The 18,243-nt window shown below is 65.2% G+C and carries 14 protein-coding genes; all 14 read right to left on the reverse strand.

Annotated elements, in window-relative coordinates; all coding sequences use genetic code 11:
- Positions 1 to 83: 83 nt before the first annotated feature.
- Complete coding sequence (locus tag O0880_RS22760) at positions 84 to 1,133, reverse strand: AAA family ATPase (protein WP_289888919.1); 1,050 nt, start codon at positions 1,131 to 1,133, stop codon at positions 84 to 86.
- Positions 1,130 to 2,491: a capsule biosynthesis protein CapK gene (locus O0880_RS22765; RefSeq protein ID WP_289888920.1), complete on the reverse strand. Its 1,362-nt coding sequence runs from the start codon at positions 2,489 to 2,491 to the stop codon at positions 1,130 to 1,132. The genes O0880_RS22760 and O0880_RS22765 overlap by 4 nt, the downstream gene beginning before the upstream one ends.
- A gap of 2 nt (positions 2,492 to 2,493) precedes the next feature.
- Complete coding sequence (locus tag O0880_RS22770) at positions 2,494 to 3,087, reverse strand: hypothetical protein (RefSeq protein ID WP_289888921.1); 594 nt, start codon at positions 3,085 to 3,087, stop codon at positions 2,494 to 2,496.
- Between the two features lies 1 nt (position 3,088).
- Positions 3,089 to 4,876, reverse strand: coding sequence for a VWA domain-containing protein (locus tag O0880_RS22775; RefSeq protein ID WP_289888922.1), 1,788 nt, complete (start codon positions 4,874 to 4,876; stop codon positions 3,089 to 3,091).
- Complete coding sequence (locus O0880_RS22780) at positions 4,873 to 5,844, reverse strand: hypothetical protein (protein ID WP_289888923.1); 972 nt, start codon at positions 5,842 to 5,844, stop codon at positions 4,873 to 4,875. The genes O0880_RS22775 and O0880_RS22780 overlap by 4 nt, the downstream gene beginning before the upstream one ends.
- Before the next feature lie 9 nt (positions 5,845 to 5,853).
- The gene (locus O0880_RS22785; protein ID WP_289888924.1) at positions 5,854 to 6,339 is read right to left on the reverse strand and encodes a hypothetical protein; all 486 of its coding nucleotides are present in this window, start codon (positions 6,337 to 6,339) and stop codon (positions 5,854 to 5,856) included.
- Positions 6,336 to 7,916 carry an AAA family ATPase gene (locus tag O0880_RS22790; protein WP_071324328.1) on the reverse strand — a complete coding sequence of 527 codons (1,581 nt, stop codon included), beginning with the start codon at positions 7,914 to 7,916 and terminating at the stop codon, positions 6,336 to 6,338. Before O0880_RS22790 ends, O0880_RS22785 begins: the two co-directional genes overlap by 4 nt.
- A 92-nt stretch (positions 7,917 to 8,008) precedes the next feature.
- Entirely contained in the window at positions 8,009 to 9,160 is a 1,152-nt protein-coding gene (locus tag O0880_RS22795) for an ABC transporter permease (RefSeq protein ID WP_289888926.1), read from the reverse strand.
- Entirely contained in the window at positions 9,157 to 10,329 is a 1,173-nt protein-coding gene (locus tag O0880_RS22800; protein ID WP_289888927.1) for an ABC transporter permease, read from the reverse strand. Before O0880_RS22800 ends, O0880_RS22795 begins: the two co-directional genes overlap by 4 nt.
- A gap of 15 nt (positions 10,330 to 10,344) precedes the next feature.
- A complete protein-coding gene (locus tag O0880_RS22805; RefSeq protein ID WP_289888928.1) occupies positions 10,345 to 11,319 on the reverse strand; it encodes an HlyD family secretion protein in 975 nt (324 codons plus the stop codon).
- Positions 11,319 to 12,746: a TolC family protein gene (locus O0880_RS22810; RefSeq protein WP_289888929.1), complete on the reverse strand. Its 1,428-nt coding sequence runs from the start codon at positions 12,744 to 12,746 to the stop codon at positions 11,319 to 11,321. Before O0880_RS22810 ends, O0880_RS22805 begins: the two co-directional genes overlap by 1 nt.
- Before the next feature lie 176 nt (positions 12,747 to 12,922).
- Positions 12,923 to 14,536, reverse strand: coding sequence for a bifunctional aspartate transaminase/aspartate 4-decarboxylase (locus O0880_RS22815; protein ID WP_071324333.1), 1,614 nt, complete (start codon positions 14,534 to 14,536; stop codon positions 12,923 to 12,925).
- A gap of 73 nt (positions 14,537 to 14,609) precedes the next feature.
- Positions 14,610 to 16,298, reverse strand: a complete 1,689-nt coding sequence (gene aspT, locus O0880_RS22820; protein WP_071324334.1) for an aspartate-alanine antiporter — start codon at positions 16,296 to 16,298, stop codon at positions 14,610 to 14,612.
- 53 nt (positions 16,299 to 16,351) lie between these two features.
- Positions 16,352 to 18,034, reverse strand: a complete 1,683-nt coding sequence (gene aspT, locus O0880_RS22825) for an aspartate-alanine antiporter (protein ID WP_289888931.1) — start codon at positions 18,032 to 18,034, stop codon at positions 16,352 to 16,354.
- Positions 18,035 to 18,243 lie beyond the last annotated feature (209 nt).

Below are 18,243 nucleotides of genomic sequence, written 5' to 3' on the forward strand. Positions count from 1 at the left end.
GGCGGATTAGCGGAGCGTAATCCGACATCACCACATACGCTCACAATGTCGCCGGATTACGCGGCGTACGCCGCAAATCCGCCCTACGGCGCCACCAGCAATTGCGCCACCTGCCTGACCCTGTCGGCCACCGTGCCGGACACAGTGACAAAGGCGATGCCGCGCCGCGCCAGCTCGGCCTGGTACCACGCATGCTGGCGCGCGCGAAAATCCCCGTCGCGGCGCGTGCCATCCTGGATGAACGGGAAATCGGGCGCGCACAGCACGACCAGGTCGTAACGATGTTCGGCCAGCTGCGCCAGTTCCGCCTCGGCCTTGCCAAACATCTCGACGCAGTAAAAATACGTGGTCAGGGGCGAGGTATCGCAAAACAGCCAGCGCCGCGCCTGCCCGGCGGCCGCAGCTTCGCGCTTGAGCTGCTCCCTGCCTATCGTCAGCAGATCGTCGTAGGCCAGGATGCCGTCCTGGCTTTCCCACAGCTCGCGGCCATATTCGGCCACCCAGCCCGTGTCGCAATGCGCCGCCAGCGCTGCGGCCAGGGTCGTCTTGCCGCTCGACTCGCCACCGAGCACGCACACGCGCCGCACAAAACTGGCGCGGACGACCGGCGACAGGAAGGCGCCGTGCGCATGCGGGTCTTGCCGCACCTGCGTGCCGGACACGGGCATCAGACTGCGTGCCTGGTCCACGCTCACATGCGCCACCGCGCCCATCGCGTAACGCCGCTGCAGCACCTGCGCAAAGCCGGGGCCATACTCTTCGCTGCTGAAGACGGCATCGACGGGCAGCTCCAGCACCGTCCAGCATAGCCAGCCCATGAAGTGGCGATGGAGATCGCCATCATCATCGTTATGCGGCAAGGTCCGTGCCGGCACGCCGCGCGCCGCGCACAGGGCGGCCAGGCGCGCATCGTCCAGCACCACGACCGCCGCCTGAGGAAATTGCGCGCGCAGCCAGCCTTCCCTGCGCGCCGGTTCCAGTCCTGGAAATTCGGGCCTGGTGTAGCTGACCACCAGCAGCTCTTCGCTGGCATCCAGCGCGCGCCGTATCAGCAGTTCATGACCCAGGTGCAGCGGGCAGAATTTACCCACGACGAGACCGCGCTTGTATTTGTTCACTGCAAATCCTATCATGCCACCGCTTCCCGCAAATCCGACGTGTATTGAATGATCTTGTCTTCCGCCAGCAAGACTTCCACGCCGATGGCGCCAAAGAAAGGCGCCAGCAAGGCGCGCGCCTGATCCTCATGCGGCATGGCGTTCGGCGCCAGGCGCAGCACGACGGAGGCGTCGCCCTGCTGGTGCACGCCAAACACGGCGATGGCCAGCGGCTTCAGGGCGTGCGTGATGTCGATATTATTGATCCACCCGCCGTGGATCGTTTTGTAGCGCAGGGGACTGCGGCCCGCCAGTCCCACCAGCACGGGGCCGTGCGGACCATGCGCCAGCGAAGCGTAGTCGCCCGTGCGGTAGCGCACGAGGGGCAGGCAGAAATTGAAGCCGCCCGTCAGCGTGATCTCCCCGCGCGTGCCCTCGGGCACGGGCCGGCCAGCCGCATCGAGGATTTCCACGTACAGCCCGTGCTGCAGCAGCACGTGGCCGCCCGCCTGCTCGTCGTAGACGGCCACGGGTCCCACCTCGTTGAGCGAATAGATATCGAGCACGGGACAGCCGAAAGCCGCTTCGAGCCGCGCGCGCATGCCCGGCAACAGCATCATCGACACGGACAGCAGCGCGGCCGGCCGGTGCGCCATGGGCAGGGTCAACAGCTCGGCAAACGAGATGGGGTCGCCCGCGATCAGCTCGGGCGCCATGGCGTCCAGGTAGCGCGCGCGGTCGTCAGGGTCGCGCCAGTCGTCCACGTGCAGGTTGATCTTCGCCAGCCCCGACTCCCCCATCGTGGGCGTGACGGAGACATAGGTGAAGCAGCGGCGCTGGTGCCCCAGCAGCATGACGCCCACCTGTCCCGCGCCATGCCGCAAGGTCACGCCGAACCGCTGCAGCGCGCGCTTGTGGAAAGCCAGGTAGCGCCCGGCCACCAACGGGTGCGAGGCGATCAGCAGCGGGTGGCCCGTGGTGCCCGTGGTCTGGAAATTGATCATGCGCGCCAGGTCCGCATCGTCGGGCACGAAGGCGGCGATGTCGTGCGCCAGCTCGGCGCGGCTGATGGGCGCCACGTCGACAAGGCGCGCGGGCGGCGAACCGCAGGCGCGGTAATAGGGGACGGCGGCATAGGTCTTTCTGAGGAAATCCGCCAGCCAGGGCGGCGGCGCATCGGCGCTCCAGCCGATGCCGGCCTCCATCACCTCGCGCTCATAGGCGCGCAGCGCGTCGACTTCTTCTGCCAGCAGCTTGTTGCCGCTGCGGTTGCGGTAGCGGGGCGCAGAAGGGTGACTGCGCAAACGCTCCAGCATGTCCCTGCCCGCCTGCGTCAGCGTGGGACAATATTCGCGGTCGGATGCCCAGGCGCCGCCAGGCAGATTCGCATCCACGCTCATTCGCGCGACCACTTGTCGGCCGATTCCTCGGCCGCCTTCTTGGCCAGCGCTTCGCGTATCTCGCGCGCGCGCTGCTCGGCCAGGCGGCTCGCTTCGAGCAGCCTGCGGCGCTCCGTGCCGCTGATGGCCGACAGCCTGTCCGTGGCCTGTGCCACGCTTTCATCGGCGGGACGGAAACCCAGGCGCGCCAGCACGATGCGCGCCAGTTCCTCGCGCCGCTCGGGATCGTGCGTAAACTGGTGGGCCGGCGTGGCCGCGGCCAGCTCGCGCGCCGCCTCGCCCAGCACCTGCAGCAAGTCCTGCTGCGCCAGCCGCTGCGCGATGAACCAGTCGTCGGCCAGCAGCCAGCACAGGATCATGGCCAGCGCGAGCCGGTTGCGGTCCGCCTTCACTTGCGCGCCCTGGAAACCCTGCAAGGACGCGGCCGGCGCGCGGGCGCCATGCAGCAGCAAAATATCATTGACCAGCGCAGGCACCGCCACGGCCTGCGCGTTGGCGACGCCGGCGATGCGCGGTTCACCCAGGAATTCGACGGGGGTGTCGGCCAGGCGGTGGGTCAGGATTTCAAGGTGGGGACCGGGAGTATGCATGTCATGATTTTATATAGTGGCGCCGGCTGAACGCCCGCGCAAAGTCCAGCAAATCCTCGTAGCGCTCGACGGCGTGGATATCCCAGCCCTGTTCGCGGCGCGCGCGTTTCAGGTCCTCATAGGTTTGCTGCAGCCACGTGTGGGTTGCCGCGCCATCCCAGCCGCGTTCCAGGTTCAGGGCCATGGTGCCGCCGGCGCCGCCCTGGGCCAGCGCCTTGGCGGCAATGTCCCAGCCGCTGTTGCCCTGCTCATCGCCGTCGAACATGGTGGTGATGCCGTCGTCGGAAATCATCAGGATGTGCGCGGGCCGTTCGCGCCTGGCCGCATAGGTCTTGCGCAGACAGTGAATGGGGAAGCAGGTGCCGCCGCCAAAAAATCCCGTCAGCACGCCGAGGATCATGTCTTCGTCGCGCACGAAACCGGGCGTCTGCATCACTTCGTTCTTGCCGCTCCACAGGGTCACCTGTACTTTCGAGCCGGCACGCAAGGCCGACAGCGCGATGACGGCGCCGGCCAGGGTCAGAAAAGAGGTGTGCGCCTGCGGATTCGGCATGGAACCGGAGCTGTCGACATACATGTCCAGGTCGACGGGCATGGCGTCCACGGCGCGCGCCGGCTCGCGGCCGTACACGCGGCGCACCGTGGTCACGCCCGGCACGGGCCGGGGCGACTGCAGCACCGACTGCAGCCAGTCGATGTCTTCCAGCGGATCGCCGGTTTCCCACGCTTCCAGCCCCTCCATCTGCGGCTCCTGCGATTCGGGCGCTGGACGCGATGGAAATGTCACCAGGTGCGGCAAGGCCCGCTCGCGATAGTAGCGGATGGCGATTTCATGGTCGCTCAGGTCCACGCCAGACGCCTTCAAGATGTCGCCCAGTTCGAACGGCTCGCGCAGCTGGCCGCCAGCCGCCCTGGCCGGCGCATCGGCGGCGGCTTCTTCGCCATCGAGGCCCGAGATGCGCTGGTCGTGCACGGGATGGATGGCGCCGTCCTCCTCGTCATCCTCGATCTGCTGCGCGCCATACGTCTGGCAGCCGCGCGCCGCGTCGCGCGTGTCGTGCAGATAGCGGCTGGGACTCAAGGCATCCGTGTCTTCCACCAGGTAAGGCAGCAGCAAGGTGGCGAAGCGGCCCGCCGCCAGCATCCAGTCGTTCGCGTAGACGCGGATCAGGCGCGCGCCCAGCCAGGCATCCGTATCCAGGCGCTCGTCCGCATCACTACCGGTCGCTGCGCCTCCCAGCTCGCCCTTTTTCAGCTGCCACAGGTTTTCATAGATGCGCATGTACAAGGTCCATACGCCGCCGCTGGCCCTGGCATTGCCATCCGCTGCCGGCTCCCTGCCCTGCTGCAGCTTGCGGTAAATGTCGGCCATGCGCAGGTTCGCCTGGCGCTGCAGGCGGTCGTTGATGAACAGGTCCGTGTACAGGTTGGCCACCATGGGCGCGTGCTGCTCCAGCGTGGGCAAGGCGCGGCGCATGCGGGCCAGCAGGCGAAACTGGTCGCCGGCGCTGCCCGGCGCAAGGATGTGGTGGCCCACTTCATGCGCGAGGATTTCCAGCGCATAGTCGTCCAGGCCCAGCTCCGTCACCAGCGGCAGATCGACCACCACGCTCTGGTCCAGCAAACGGATCATGGCGAAACTGCCGGACAAGCCTTCCTTGCTGGCCTGGACACGGCTGGCGCACAGGCTCGGGTCGCGCAGGCGCGTGAATTTGCTCCACACGGCCAGCGCCTCGGGCCAGGCGGCGCGCCAGGTGTCGATCAACGCAGTGTCGGCGCCCGGTTTCATGCGAGCGGCAGCAGGCGGATCGCATGCGTGTAAGGCGACGTGATGGCCACGGTATGCGCATTGGCGGCGATGGCGATCTCGCCCGCCGGCAGGTCAAGTTCAATGCGGCGCGCGCCGATCTGCACGGCCGCGCCCTCAAGGCGCACGGACGCCGGCACGTCGGTTGACGCCAGCGCGTATTCTTCCGCCGTGGCGCCATGCAGCACGGCGCCGCAGGCATCGGCCACCAGCAGATAATGGCGCTCGCCGCTGCACACGACAAAGCCCTCGGCCGTGGCGCGCACCTGCGGCGGCGTGCCGAAGGCGCCACCGTAGCCACTGAAGCTGCCGAACTCCCTGCCTTCGGCATTGCCGCGCCACGGATTGGCCAGCAATTGCGCGTGCACCTGCGGCCAGTGCGCACCCGGTTCGCCAAAGGCGGCCAGCGCCAGCGCGGGCGGCAAGGTATCGGCGGCGGCCAGCGCGCCCAGGCGGAAATGCGCGACGCCGGCGCGCCAGGCCAGCACCTGGCCCACGGCGCGCAAGTCAGCCACAGCACTGATCTGCGGCGCCAGCGCCGCCAGTTCGCGCTGCCATTGCGCGGGGCGCGCGCCCGCCACGCCCGCAAGGTGGATGGCAGCGTTGCTGAGCAAGCCCAGCACGTCCACGGCAGCCGTCGCCAGCAGCGGCGCAAACTGCGGCGCCAGCGCGCGCCACACGCCATTCAGGAAAGGATTTTTCGCGGCCGGGCCGGCCAGGCCATGGCCCACCAGTTCCAGTGCCATGTCGTAGGCGGCCAGGGTGACGCTGCCGGCCCGCTCGGGCGCGGCAGCGGCCACCGCCGCCACCAGCGGGTCGACGCCATCGTGCAAAAAGGCGCCGAAGGCGGCCATGTCGAGCGCGGGAAAACGCCGGCGCGCTTCCGCTGCGCGGCCGTTGAACTGGGCGCGGCCGCTGGCAAGGATGGCCGCAAAGGCAGGAGAAATCATCGCCGTCCCTCAATCGCTGTGCGAAAAGTGCAGCAGATAGCGCTCGTTCCCGGATTCGAACGCGATCTCGTCCCAGTGGATCGCATACCAGACACCAGGCGGCTGCGTCATCTTCACGCTGTGCACCGTAAATCCGCTCAGCGACATGTCCAGCACTTCGAGGAAGGCGTTGACGAGGCAGGCGCGAAAACGGCCGGGCGGCGCCGTCTGCATGTGGTCCGACGAGAAGAACCAGCGCTGGCATACCTGCTCCAGCTGCGCGCGCCCGCACGGCGCCACCGTGATGTGCCACAGGGGCGCCGGCAGGTCGCGCGCCGGGGCGATCACATTCAAGGCGTAATCCTCGACGCGCAAGCCCAGCGCCGTGACCAGGTCCGGCGCGTCGGGCAGGCGCTGCAGCTCGTAGCTTGCGCACAGGTCGCTGGCCTCGCCGTTCAACACGGCCAGCGCATCGAGAAAGCCGCGGCAATGGTCGACGTTCAGCGCGTCATTCATTGCGAACGCAGCCAGCTGCGGTAATTCGTATAGCGCTGATGCAGATACTTCAATTTCAGCAGGTCGTCGTACAGGGGACCATACAGCTTGCGCCCTTTTGTACGTTCGCCGATCAGCTTTTCGATGCGGTTCAGGCGCGCCAGGGTCTCGCGCTCGCTGACGCCGTCGAGGCCCAGGTCGAATTCGGCCGACAGCACGCCGACGGGATCGTCGCGGTCCAGGTCCAGGCGGTTGAATTCATCGTTCGACAAATCGAACAGGCGGCGCAGCCAGCCCAGCCTGTCGCTGCGGTAGGCGGCATTTTCCGGCAGCGCGAAAAAGGGCGCGTCCGGGTCCGGCTGCAGCTTGTTATGCAGCACAAACGGCAGCACCTGGCGCAAGTCTTCCAGCGCCACCTCGCTGGTGCCGCGAAAATACGCCATGGCCTTGGCGTAGATCAGCAGCGCCATCAGTGTGCGCACGGAGATGCCGTTCAAGGTCTGGCAGCCGAGGTCCTTCAGGCGGTCGCGCCCATTGTCGGCCGCCTGCGCGGCGCCCCGGTCGGCGCCGGACAGGCGCGCCGTATCCTTGGTCATGTATTCGAACTGGCCGCCAGCCGTCTCGAACAGCTCGAACTGGCTGGCGAAAAACTCCAGGCGGCGGCGCACGGCGTCGGGCACGGCCACCTGGCGGATCGATGCGCCGATCTGGTCGACCTCCGCTTCCGTGAAGATGATCTCGGGCGGCACCAGTTCCTCGGGGCGCACGTTTTCTTCCACGCGCAGCAGCAATTCACTTAAAAAGCGCGGATTGAAGGCCAGCGCCTGCACCGTCACGTCGACCCGGTCGCGCAGCGCTTCGATCACCTGATAGGTGCCGCCGCCCTGGTCGTCGTTGGCCGTCAGATACCAGGCCGCTTCCGGACACTCATAGATATGGTTCAGCACTTCCGCGTAATTGTCGCCCATGACGGTGAGCAGCGCGCTTTGCGTGCGCGTGGGGATGCGGTTGTATTCATCGACGATTTTCACGCGCATGCCCAGCCAGGCGCGCCAGGCGATGCGGATATCGTCCATGCTTTGCGCGTTGACCAGGTCGGCCGGCAGCGGATTGCCGAGCAAGTCGGCCACCGTCATCTGCGGATGGCCGTGCTGCATGGCGCGCTTGACTTCCTTGACGGTGGAGCCGGCCAGCACGCCCATCAGCAGGGCGCTGGCCGTCTTGCCCCGCCCCGGACCGCCGACGAACAGGCATTTGCGGCGCGTGGCGAACGTCAGCAGCGGCAGCAGAATAAAACTGGAATAGCTTTGCGCCGACGGCAAGTTGAGCGTGCGCCGGCTGTCGCCCACGGCATACGTCTGCGACGGGCCATCGTTGTACTCGATATCGTAATGGGGGCTGATGATGGCGTGGTTGACGATCCAGAAATAGGCCTGGCGCAGTTTTTCATCGAAAGGCCGCGCTTGCGCCTCGCCATCGCCGCCCAGCGCGATGGGTCCCTGGTACAGGTCCGCCACGTCGAACTGCCGCGCGGCAGGCGCCGCCTTCGGCTTGGTGGGGGCTTGGGACAGGCGCTGGAACAGGTTGAAGGCGGACATGGCTGGTTGACGCCGATCAAAACCTGCTGCGCGTCGGTTTTGTCTGGCGTTGTTATTTAATGTGAAAACGAAATTATTGCATATCGTTCCCGTTACGCCTTGTTCAAATCGACAACCGTCTCTTCCATCCTGCGCCAGCGCCACCAGCCCAGCGCCACGCAGGCCAGCAGCAAGCACAGCAACCCTGCCACTTCATGGCGGATTTCATGCAGCGAGGCGCCCATTTGATTGAGCGCAACAAAGCCCTGGATGCCGGCCGTGGACGGCAACAGCCAGCGCAGCCATTGCAGCACGACGGGCATGGACGACACGGGCCAGGTCAGGCCGGCCAGGAACAGCACCGGCATCGAGGTGGCGATCATCAGCTGCGTGCCCCGCTCGCGCGTGCGGAACAGCATGCCCAGCAGCATGCCGAAGGCCGCTTCCGTCAGCGAAAACAGGAGCAGCAGCAAGAGCATGCCGCCAAAGTTGCCGCCGCGCGGATAATCCTGGAACCAGAAGACGAAGCCAAAGAAATAGCAGCAGTTGAGGAAAGCCACCGAGGCAAACGCCAGCAGCATGCCGAAGTAGCCGCCCGCCGTGCGCCGTTGCGCCAGCGGGAACGCCTTGCGCTGGTACCAGGTGCCGAACAGCATGGTCATGCCGATCAGCAAAGTCTGCTGCACGATCAAGGTCGCCACGCCGGGCACGACATAGGCGCCATAGCCTTCCTTGATGTTAAACAGGGGCACGGCATCGAAGGCGATGGGCGAGCGCTGCTGGTTGGCCTGGATGGCCGATGGCGTGCCCGCGCCCAGGCGTTTCAATTCGATGCCGGCCGACACCGTACCCACCACTTCGGCCAGGCCATTCAGGGCCACCTTGTTCAACATCAGATACAAGCCATTGCCCGCCACTTGCGCATGGGCGGCGCGGCCGGCCAGCACGTCCGTCTGCAAGCCGTCGGGAATGATCAGCACGCCCATGACCTGCTCGCGCCACAGCAAATCTTGCGCCACGGGCAAGTCTGGCGTCACGGCAATCACTTCCAGCGATGGATGGGCCATGGCAAAGCGCGTCATCTGGCGCGACATGGCGCTGCGGTCCTGGTCGACGACCGCCACAGGCACGCGCTGGACGATTTCCGTCGAATACGGCAAGGGATAAAAAAACGAGTAAATGATGCCGCCGACAAACAGCAAGGTCAGCGCACCCTTGTCCGTCAGCATGGCGCGCCAGGTGGCGAGAAAGGCGGACCAGATCATGTGCGCCCCCATGCATCGGGCCCATTCGCGCGGCGCGCCAGCAGCAACAGGCCCACGGCGCCGCAGCCGATGGCGATACCGGCCAGTATCAGCATTTCCTGGACGCCATAGCGCCATGGCGCGCCGGCCAGCCAGTATTTCGTTTGCAGCTGCAGATAATGCGTGAGCGGCAAGGCTTCGGCCCAGGCGCGCGCCAGCGGCGGCATCGACAGCAGTGGGAACGCCTGTCCCGCGAATGCGAAGGCCGGCGCCGTGATGAAGGCCGCGCCCGACAGCGCCAGGCGCAGGGACAAGGTGGCGCCGATCAGCAAGGTGGCCAGGCCGCAGTAGGCAAGCACGAGCAGCAACATGCTCAGCAGCAAGGCCGGCAAGCTGCCCGCCACGGCCCAGCCCCGCGCCAGGCTGAAGAACAGCAGATACAGCAGCGCCAGCGCAACATAGGCAAGCAAGGGAAACAGCAGCTTGGCGCCGACGGCGCGCAGCCAGCTGCCGTTGGCCGAGGCTAGCCACTGCGGCACGGTGCCGTCGCGCAACTCGCGTCCGATGGAGGTGACGACGGCGACGACGATGAAAATCTGCAGCATGGCCGGCATCAGCGCCAGGGTAAGGAATGCTTCATAGCTGATGTTGTCGTTGTACAGGCTGTTCAGGGTGGTGCGGACAGGCTCGAACTGGGCCGCCGCCTGCACGGGCGACATGCCCTTCTTGCCCCGGGCCGTCATCTCGATGCCGGCCGACAAGGTGGTGCTGACCGTGCGCACGTCGCGCAGCAAGGCGCCCGCGTGCGAGGAAAATTGCGCGTTGTACAGCCATTGCACGGTGGCTTGCCGGCCGCCCAGCAACTGTTTTTCAAAATCACCGGGGATCACGAGGTAGCCGAAGGCCGTGCGTTCGCGGATGTGATGCAAGGCATCGTCGCTGGACGCCACTTTCGCCGCCACGCTCATCCCCGGCGAGGCGTCGAGCCAGCGCGTCAGTTGCCGCGACAGGGCGGAATTGTCATTGTCGATGACGACGATGGGCAAGTCGCGCGCGATGCCGGCGGAAAAAATCAGCCACAGCATGCCGCACAGCACGACGGGAATCCAGCTGAGCATGCCAAGATCCCAGAAATCGCCGAGCAGCCGCGCCCACTCGCGCGCCAGCGCCGCCGGCTGTTCTTTGTCCATCTCGCTCATCGGCGATCAGAGCGGCGGAAACACGACCGACATGCCGGGACGCAAGCCATCGACCTTGATGGCCGGGCGCAGGCGTATCTCGAACGTGCGCAAGTCCGTGCCGCCCGGACGGGCCGCGCGCCACGTGGCGAAGTCCGGCAGCACGGCCACGGAACTGACCTTGAAGCTCAGCTGCTGTTTCAGGGCCGGCACATTGGCCGTGTGCGTGCTGCCCATGGAAAACGCCCCCATCTCATCTTCGCGCACCTGCAGCACGGCCCAGGCGTCGTCGAGGTTCACGAGGGTAATCACGGGGAAGCCTTGCGGCGCCAGTTCGCCGGGCTGTATCTGGATCTTGCTGACCTGGCCCGCCACCGGCGCGCCGATCTTCGTTTCGGCCAGGGCGATCTGCGCTTCCGTCAGCACGGCGCCCACCTGGCGCGCCTGGGCGGCGGCGGCCGTCTTGTCTTCCGGACGGGCGCCCTTTTGCGCCATGTCATATTGCGCGCGCGCAGCCTGCGCCAGCTGGTCGGCGGCGCGCCACTGCGCTTCCGCCTCGTCGCGTTTCTGGCGCGCGATCACGCCTTGCTCGAACATATTGTTGACGCGGGTAAATGTCGTTTTGGCGATGGCGGCGCCCGTTTGCGCCCGTTCCCAGTTGGCTTTCGCGGCCGCGATTTCCTCGGGGCGCGCGCCCGCTTCCGCTTTTTTCGCCACGGCATCGGCCGCCTGCGTGGCCGCCGTGGCCTGCGCAATCTTCGCGTCCACTTCCGGGCTCGTCAGCTGGAACAGCAACTGGTTTTTCTGCACATTCTGGCCCAGCTTGACGTACAGCTCGCCCACCCGGCCCGGCACTTTCGACGAAACGTTGACTTCCTGCGCATCCATCTGCCCCTGCAAGGGCAGGCGCTGCGGCTGGAACGCCTGGTACAGGCCCCAGCCCACGAAGGCCAGCACGATGATGGCGGCGCCGATGGCCACTGGTTTTTTGGAATTGCTCATTATTTGGTGTCCAGAGGTAATTGGATGTCGGCCGCGGCGGCCAGGCTGCCCAGACGCTGCGTCTCGCCCGTCGCTTCCAGCAATTGCGCCAGGCCCATCACATAGTTATAGGCCGTCTGCGCGCGCTGGGTCTCGACCTTGGCCAGGTTCAGGCGCGCGTCGACCACTTCCAGCGACGTCACCTGCCCTTGCTGAAAAGCTACCGTCTGCAGGCGGATATTTTCGCGCGCCAGCTCGACCGACGAAGCCGTGGACAGGTACTGGATGCGGGCGTTTTCCAGCGCGCGCCAGTTTTTCTCGATCAGGGTGGGAATGTCGCGCTCGGCCTGGCGCGCCACCACTTCCACCCGTTCCTGGTCCAGCTTGGCGGCGGCGATCATCTTGCCCGTATTGATGCGGTGCACCAGCGGCACGGCCACCACCAGGCCGATGGCCCAGTTCGAGCGCACGAGCTTTTCATTGCCGCGATTCAAATTGTAGTTTCCGATGGCAAACACGGTGGGCGCGTATTCCTTGCCGTGCAACTTCAAGGCTTGCTCGGCCTGCACGCGCTTGCTGTCGATCTTTTTCCAGTTCGCATTTTCGCGCATGCCCGTGCTGATGAACGATTGCAAGGTGCCGACCGGCAAACTGTTGACGAACAGCGGCGTGCTGGGGCGCACCTGCGTATGGACGGCGAGCAAACGGTCGAGCGCCACCTGGGCGATTTCCTCGTCGCTGCGCGCCTGCGCCTCGTCGCTGCGGGCGCTGTCCAGGGCCACGTCGGCGCGCAGCCGCTCGGCGCGCGAAATCAGGCCGCCCTTTTCCAGCTTGGCCGCGTCGCGCTGGTGCTCGATGACGCCGGCCGTCACTTCGGCGCGCACGGCCACCACCCGTTTCGCCAGCAATAACTGGAAATAGCGCTGCGCCACCAGCGTGGCCAGCTGTTCTTCCGCCTCCGCGCGCTCCGCTTGCGCGGCCAGGGTCAGGCTGGAGGCCAGGCCCTTGACGGCGTCCAGGCGCCCGCCCGTGTAGATGGGCCACATGCCCAGCAAGCCGAACGAGGTCAGGTCAGTGACCACTTCACGGTTCAGGGAATTGGGAATATGGGGCGTAGGCAAGCCCGGTATCGGCGGCAGCACCGACTCGATGCCGCCCACCACGCCGGACAGGCCGCTGGTATCGATATTCAAGTCCGTCGACAGGCGGCCGCGAAACGCCGTCAAGTCCACCGACGGGCCGTCGATATTCGACAAGGCCTCGGCCTTCAACGTTTTCGCGCGCACGTCGAGCGCCGCGCCCTGCACCGCCCCCGAGGCCGAGGCGGCTTGCTGCAGCGCTTCGCCAAAGGTCAGCGGCGCGCCCGCCGGCGTTTGCGCCTGGACCGGCAAGGCCGCGCCCATGGCGCTGGCCAGTAATAATGAGATGTGTGCTTGCAATCTGCCCATGTAGCGTCCAGTCAATGAATGAGGGGAAAGCACGGGATTGCCATGTTTATACTTTCACAATAGCAATTATATGCAAGGAAGTCCATTCCAGCCTGCACTGGAGGAAACTGTCGCTTCCACGCAAAAACGGGCGCCTCCTGCGAAGCGCCCGTTGCGGTCAGCTGGCCAGCAAGCCCTTACTTTTTAGCTTTCTTGGCGCCCTTGCCCGCCTTTTCCTTCTCAAATACGGCGAAGAACTCGGACGCCATGCCACGGATGGCGCGGCCGATATTGGCGTAGTCGTACTCGTTCAGGTTGGCCAGCGAGACGCGGCCCGACGGATGCGTGGTGCCGAAGCCGCGGCCCGGCAGCAGGATCACGCCCGTTTCCTCGGCCAGGCGGAACAGCGCTTCGTTCGGTTTCAGCTTTTTCAGCAGCCACTGCGAGAATTCCTCGCCATGCATCTGCGCGGCCAGCGATTCCATGTCCAGCAAGTGATAGTAGCGCACGGAGTTGGCGTCGTGCACCATCGGCAAGCCCAGTTCGCGGTACAGCGCTTCCTTGCGGCGCAGCACGATGCGCTTCATCGACTGCTTGTACTTTTGCTCCTCATCCATCAGCGAGAACAGGGAGAACAGGGTCATCTGCGCCTGTACGGGCGTCGACAGGCCGGCCGTGTGGTTCAGCGCCACCGTGCGGCTGTCGGCCACCAGCCGGTCGATGAATTTCAGCTTGCGCGGCTCCGTGGTAATCGAGTGGTAGCGCGCGTCGAGCTGCTTCTTGACGGTTTCCGGCAGTTTGGAAATTTTTTCGTCGAGGATATTGTTCTCGTGCGTGGCCACCACGCCCATGCGCCAGCCCGTTGCGCCGAAGTACTTCGAGAACGAGTAGACGAGGATGGTGTTGTACGGGCACATGGCAAACAGCGAGACGAAATTGTCGGCAAACGTGCCATACACGTCATCGGTAAGGATGATCAGGTCCGGGCGCTTCTTGATGATCTTGGCGATGTATTCGAGCGTCTCGTCGTCGATCTTGACGGATGGCGGATTGCTCGGATTGACGAGGAAGAAGGCCTTGACTTTCGGGTCCAGCAGCTTGTCCAGCTCCTTCTTGGTGAATTGCCAGTTATTCGATTGCGGCGCGTCAATATGCACGGTGTTCAGCTTGTAGTCGTTCAGCTGGGGAATCTCGATATACGGCGTGAAGATCGGCATGCCCAGGGCGATGGTGTCGCCTTCCTGGATGATGTGGTTCGATTTCAGGCTGGCGAACAGATAGGTCATGGCCGCCGTGCCGCCTTCGACGGCGTACATGTCGAAGTTGCCCACAAAAGGATGGTCGCCCACCATTTCGCGGTGGATATATTGGCCGACGATCTTTTCCGACAGGCGCAGCATGCGGTCCGGCACCGGATAGTTGCAACCGAGAATCGCTTCGCACATCTCGTAGATGAAGTCGCCAGCGCTCAGGCCCAGCTGGTCGCGCACGTACGACACGGCCGCCTCGATGAAATGCACGCCCGGCGTATCGGCATGCTTGCGCACGAAGATTTCAAAGCGCGCCTCGATGCCGTCGCGCGTGGGGAAGCCGCCCACGTCTTCCATGTAAACATAGGAACGCTCCGCTTCCGTCATGGCGAACTGGCCGAACTGGAAGAAACCGTGGCGCGGCGTGGTGGCCAGGAAGTTCGGGTTGCCGCGGCCCGCGTTCAGCATCAAACGGTTGCTTTGCTTGGCCGTCTGGATCAGCGCATCCTTCAATTCGAATGGGCTCAACAGGGCGAGTTTGCTTGGGTTACTGAAATCCATTTCTGCTACTCCTTATCAACTTACAGTGAGGAAGCCCCGTACCGGCGGCTGGGGTAGTACAAACACTCGCTGACTAAACAAAGGCCACGACAAGCGGGCCCAGCAAGGTCAGGAAGACATTGGCCAAGGCATACGTGATGGCAAATGGCACGGTGGGAATCGAGTTCTGCGCCGCGTTCAGCACTTCGCCGAAGGCGGGGTTGGCGCTGCGCGAGCCGGACAAGGCGCCGGCAAACACGGCAACGTTGTCGTAGCGCAAGATATAGCGGCCGATCAACATGGTCAGTATCATCGGCAGGATGGTCACGACGACGCCCACGCCGAACAGGGTCAGGCCGTGCTGGCGCACGGTTTCCACCGCTTGCAGGCCCGACGTGAGGCCGACGACGGCGACGAAGCCGGCCAGGCCCAGGTCTTTCAGGATTTGCACGGCGCCGCTCGGCATGTAGCCAAAGGTCTGGCGCTTGGCGCGGAACCAGCCGAATACCAGGCCCGACAGCAGCACGCCGCCGCCGCTGCCCAGGGTCAGCGGAATCGAACCGATGCGCGCCACCAGCAAGCCCACCAGCAGGCCGACGACGAGGCCGGCGCCCATGTAGACAAAGTCCGTCTTGGCGCTCGGCACGATCATGTAGCCCACTTCGGCCGCCACGCGCTTGACGTCCTGCTCGGCGCCATAGATGGTCACCACGTCGCCCGTCTGCACGACGGTTTCCGACTGCATGGGCAGGATCTTGCCCATGCGGCTCAGCTGCACGACAAAGATGCCGTGGCGCACGCCCGGCGCCGTCGCGTTGCGGATCTCGCCCACCGTCTTGTTGTGGTACACCTTGTTGGTCAGCACCATGTCGCGGCGCTGCATGACCAGTTCCATGCCTTCGACGGCATGCAATTCCTTGCCCAGCTGGGAAGACACGCTGAGCATGGCTTCGCGGCGCCCCACCAGCAGCACGATATCGTCGGCCGCCAGCACGAGGTCGGGGCTGACATCGACGATCTGGCCATTGCGCTTGACGCGCTCGATGGTGATGGCCGTGTTCGGATTGGCGCTTTCGATCTCCGCCACCGAACGGCCGGCGCCCGGGCCCACTTCATAGATGCGGCCGATGAGATCGGGCGCGGCCGGCGTCTGGCCGGGTCCCAACACCTGCACGCCCGCCTGCAGCGCCGTTTCCGCCTTGATCGCGTCTTCGCGGATGGTGCGGCCCATGAGCTTCGGCAGGATATTGACGCAGACGATGATGGCGCCGAACGAACCGAACACATAGGTCACGGCATAGCCGACAGCCACATTGCCTTGCAGGCGCGCCACTTCGTCGGCCGCCAGGCCCAGCTTGGTGATGGCGTCGCCGGCCGTGCCGATGATGGCCGACTGCGTCAAGCCGCCCGCCGCCACGCCGGCCGCCAGGCCCTTGTCGAGGCCGAAGATCTTGGCCATGATGACCACCGTCAACAGCGCCGTCACGGCCAGCACCACGGCCAGGATGATTTCGCGCACCGACTGGCGGCCCAGGGAATTGAAGAATTGCGGGCCGCTTTCATAGCCGACCGCATAAATGAACAGGGCAAACAGCACCGACTTGACGCCCGGGTCGATGGCGACGCCCACCTGGCTGACGAGCACCGCCACCAGGAGTGAACCGGCGACCCCGCCCAGCTGAAACGAGCCGAACTTGATCTTGCCGATGTAGTAGCCCACTGCCAGGGAGAGGAACAAGGCAATTTCAGGCGACTTCTTGAATAACTCATGCAACCATTCCATGCTAACCGCCTTTCGTTTTGAAGGAATTCATTGAAACCGGCCCGCGGCCGCGCTCACGCGTGCACCGAGCCGGCCAGGGCCACGATCAGGGGCCCCATCAGGGGCAACACCACATTCGAGATGGCATAGGTAATCGTATAGCCCAGCAAGGGCGTCGAATTGCCTGCCGCGTTCTGCACGGCGGACAGGGCCGGCGTGCTGCACTGCTGGCCGGCAATGGCGCCCAGCAGCACGGGCGCTTCCAGCTTCAGGAAAAAGTGCCCTACGCACAAGGAGATCGAGGCGGGGATGACGGCGATCAGGACGCCCATCAGGGGCAGCGACAGGCCGTACTGGCGGATCAGGTCGATCGCCTGCGGCCCCGACGCCAGGCCCACGCAGGCGATGAAGGTGGCCAGGCCGATATCCTTCATCATGTCGAGCGCGCTGGGGTGGATGCCCGGCATGCCGGGCTTGCGCGCCTGGTACCAGCCAAACACGAGGCCCGTCAGCAAGGCGCCGCCCCCCGTGCCCAGCGAAAAGGGAATGCCGCCCAGCCTGGCGGAAAAACCGCCGATATACACGCCCAGCACGATGCCGATGCTGGCATACACGATATTGCTGCGGTCGCCCGTGGGCACACGCTTGCCGATGGCGGCCAGGGCCGTGTTCAAGTCGCGCCCTTCCGTCGTGCCATACAGGCGCAGCACGTCGTCGCGCTGCAGGGTCAGGTCCGGCAGCGGGGGCATGCTGTGTTCGCCGCGCACGACGGCCGCCACATGCACGCCGGCCGGCAGCGCCACCTGGCGCAGCGACTGGCCCACCAGCGACGCCTGCTGCAGCACCACTTCGACGGCGGAGACGGCCATGTTCAAGCCCGTCGTATCGGCGAATTCCTCGCCCAGGATGGCTTCGGCCGCCACCAGCGCGGGCCGGTGGCCGATCACCAGCACTTCATCGTTGGTGCGCAGGCGCAGTTCCGGCACCAAAGCCAGCACCTTGCCATGCCGGCGCACGCGCGTGATGCTGGCGCGGCCCGCAAAAATATGTTGCAAGGCATCGAGACGGCGCCCCGCGCCACGGCTGATGCGGTAGGCGCGGCCCACCATTTCCGGCGTCGCCTGCAAGGCATCGGCATCCGCCTGCGCGCCGCCCATCTGCGCCCACAATTTGTCCGCTTCCTCGCGCAGGTTGACGCGCAACAAGATGGGGAAAATCTGGCTGGTGGCGATGACGATGGTGATCAGGCCGAAGATATAGGTAATCGAATAGGCGGTGACGACGTTCGCCTGCAGCTCGGCGATGCGGGCCGCCGGCAAGGCCAGCTTGGAAATGGCGTCCGTGGCCGTGCCGACGACGGCCGATTCCGTCGCCGCGCCCGCCATCATGCCGGCCGCCGTGCCCTGGTCCAGGCCCATGATGCGCGTGGCCAGCAGCACCAGGGCCAGCACCGCCACCACTTCGATCAGGCACAGTATGCCGAGGCGCAAGCCCTTGGCATTCAGGTTGGCAAAGAACTGCGGGCCGCCCGCATACCCGAGGGCAAAGATGAACAGCATGAAGAAGACATTCTTCACGCTGGCGTCCAGGGTGATGCCCACCTGGCCGATCAGCAGCGCGGCGATCAGGGTGCCGCACACGCCGCCCAGCTGGATCGGACCGAAGCGTATCTGTCCCACCGCGTAGCCCAGGGCCAGGGCCAGGAACAAGGCCAATTCGGGAACCTGGTGCAATACCGACGCGATCGAATCGAGCATGAGCAAACCTTCGAAAAGATACGGATGGCTGCGCGTTCTTGGGCTGGCAGGCGCTGGCTGTCGAACGGGCGTATGGGGTCCCGCGCAACACCTGCCATAGAGGGGGAAGCACTGGGAAAATGTTGTAACGTGGAATCATGTTCGGCGAAAATTTTCTAAGTGTCAACAGGTGTTCTGTTGAACTCGTCTTGATATTTCTCAAACAGGCT

The organism is Janthinobacterium sp. SUN118 (assembly GCF_030397695.1).
In the GTDB taxonomy this organism is placed as follows: Bacteria; Pseudomonadota; Gammaproteobacteria; order Burkholderiales; family Burkholderiaceae_D; genus Janthinobacterium.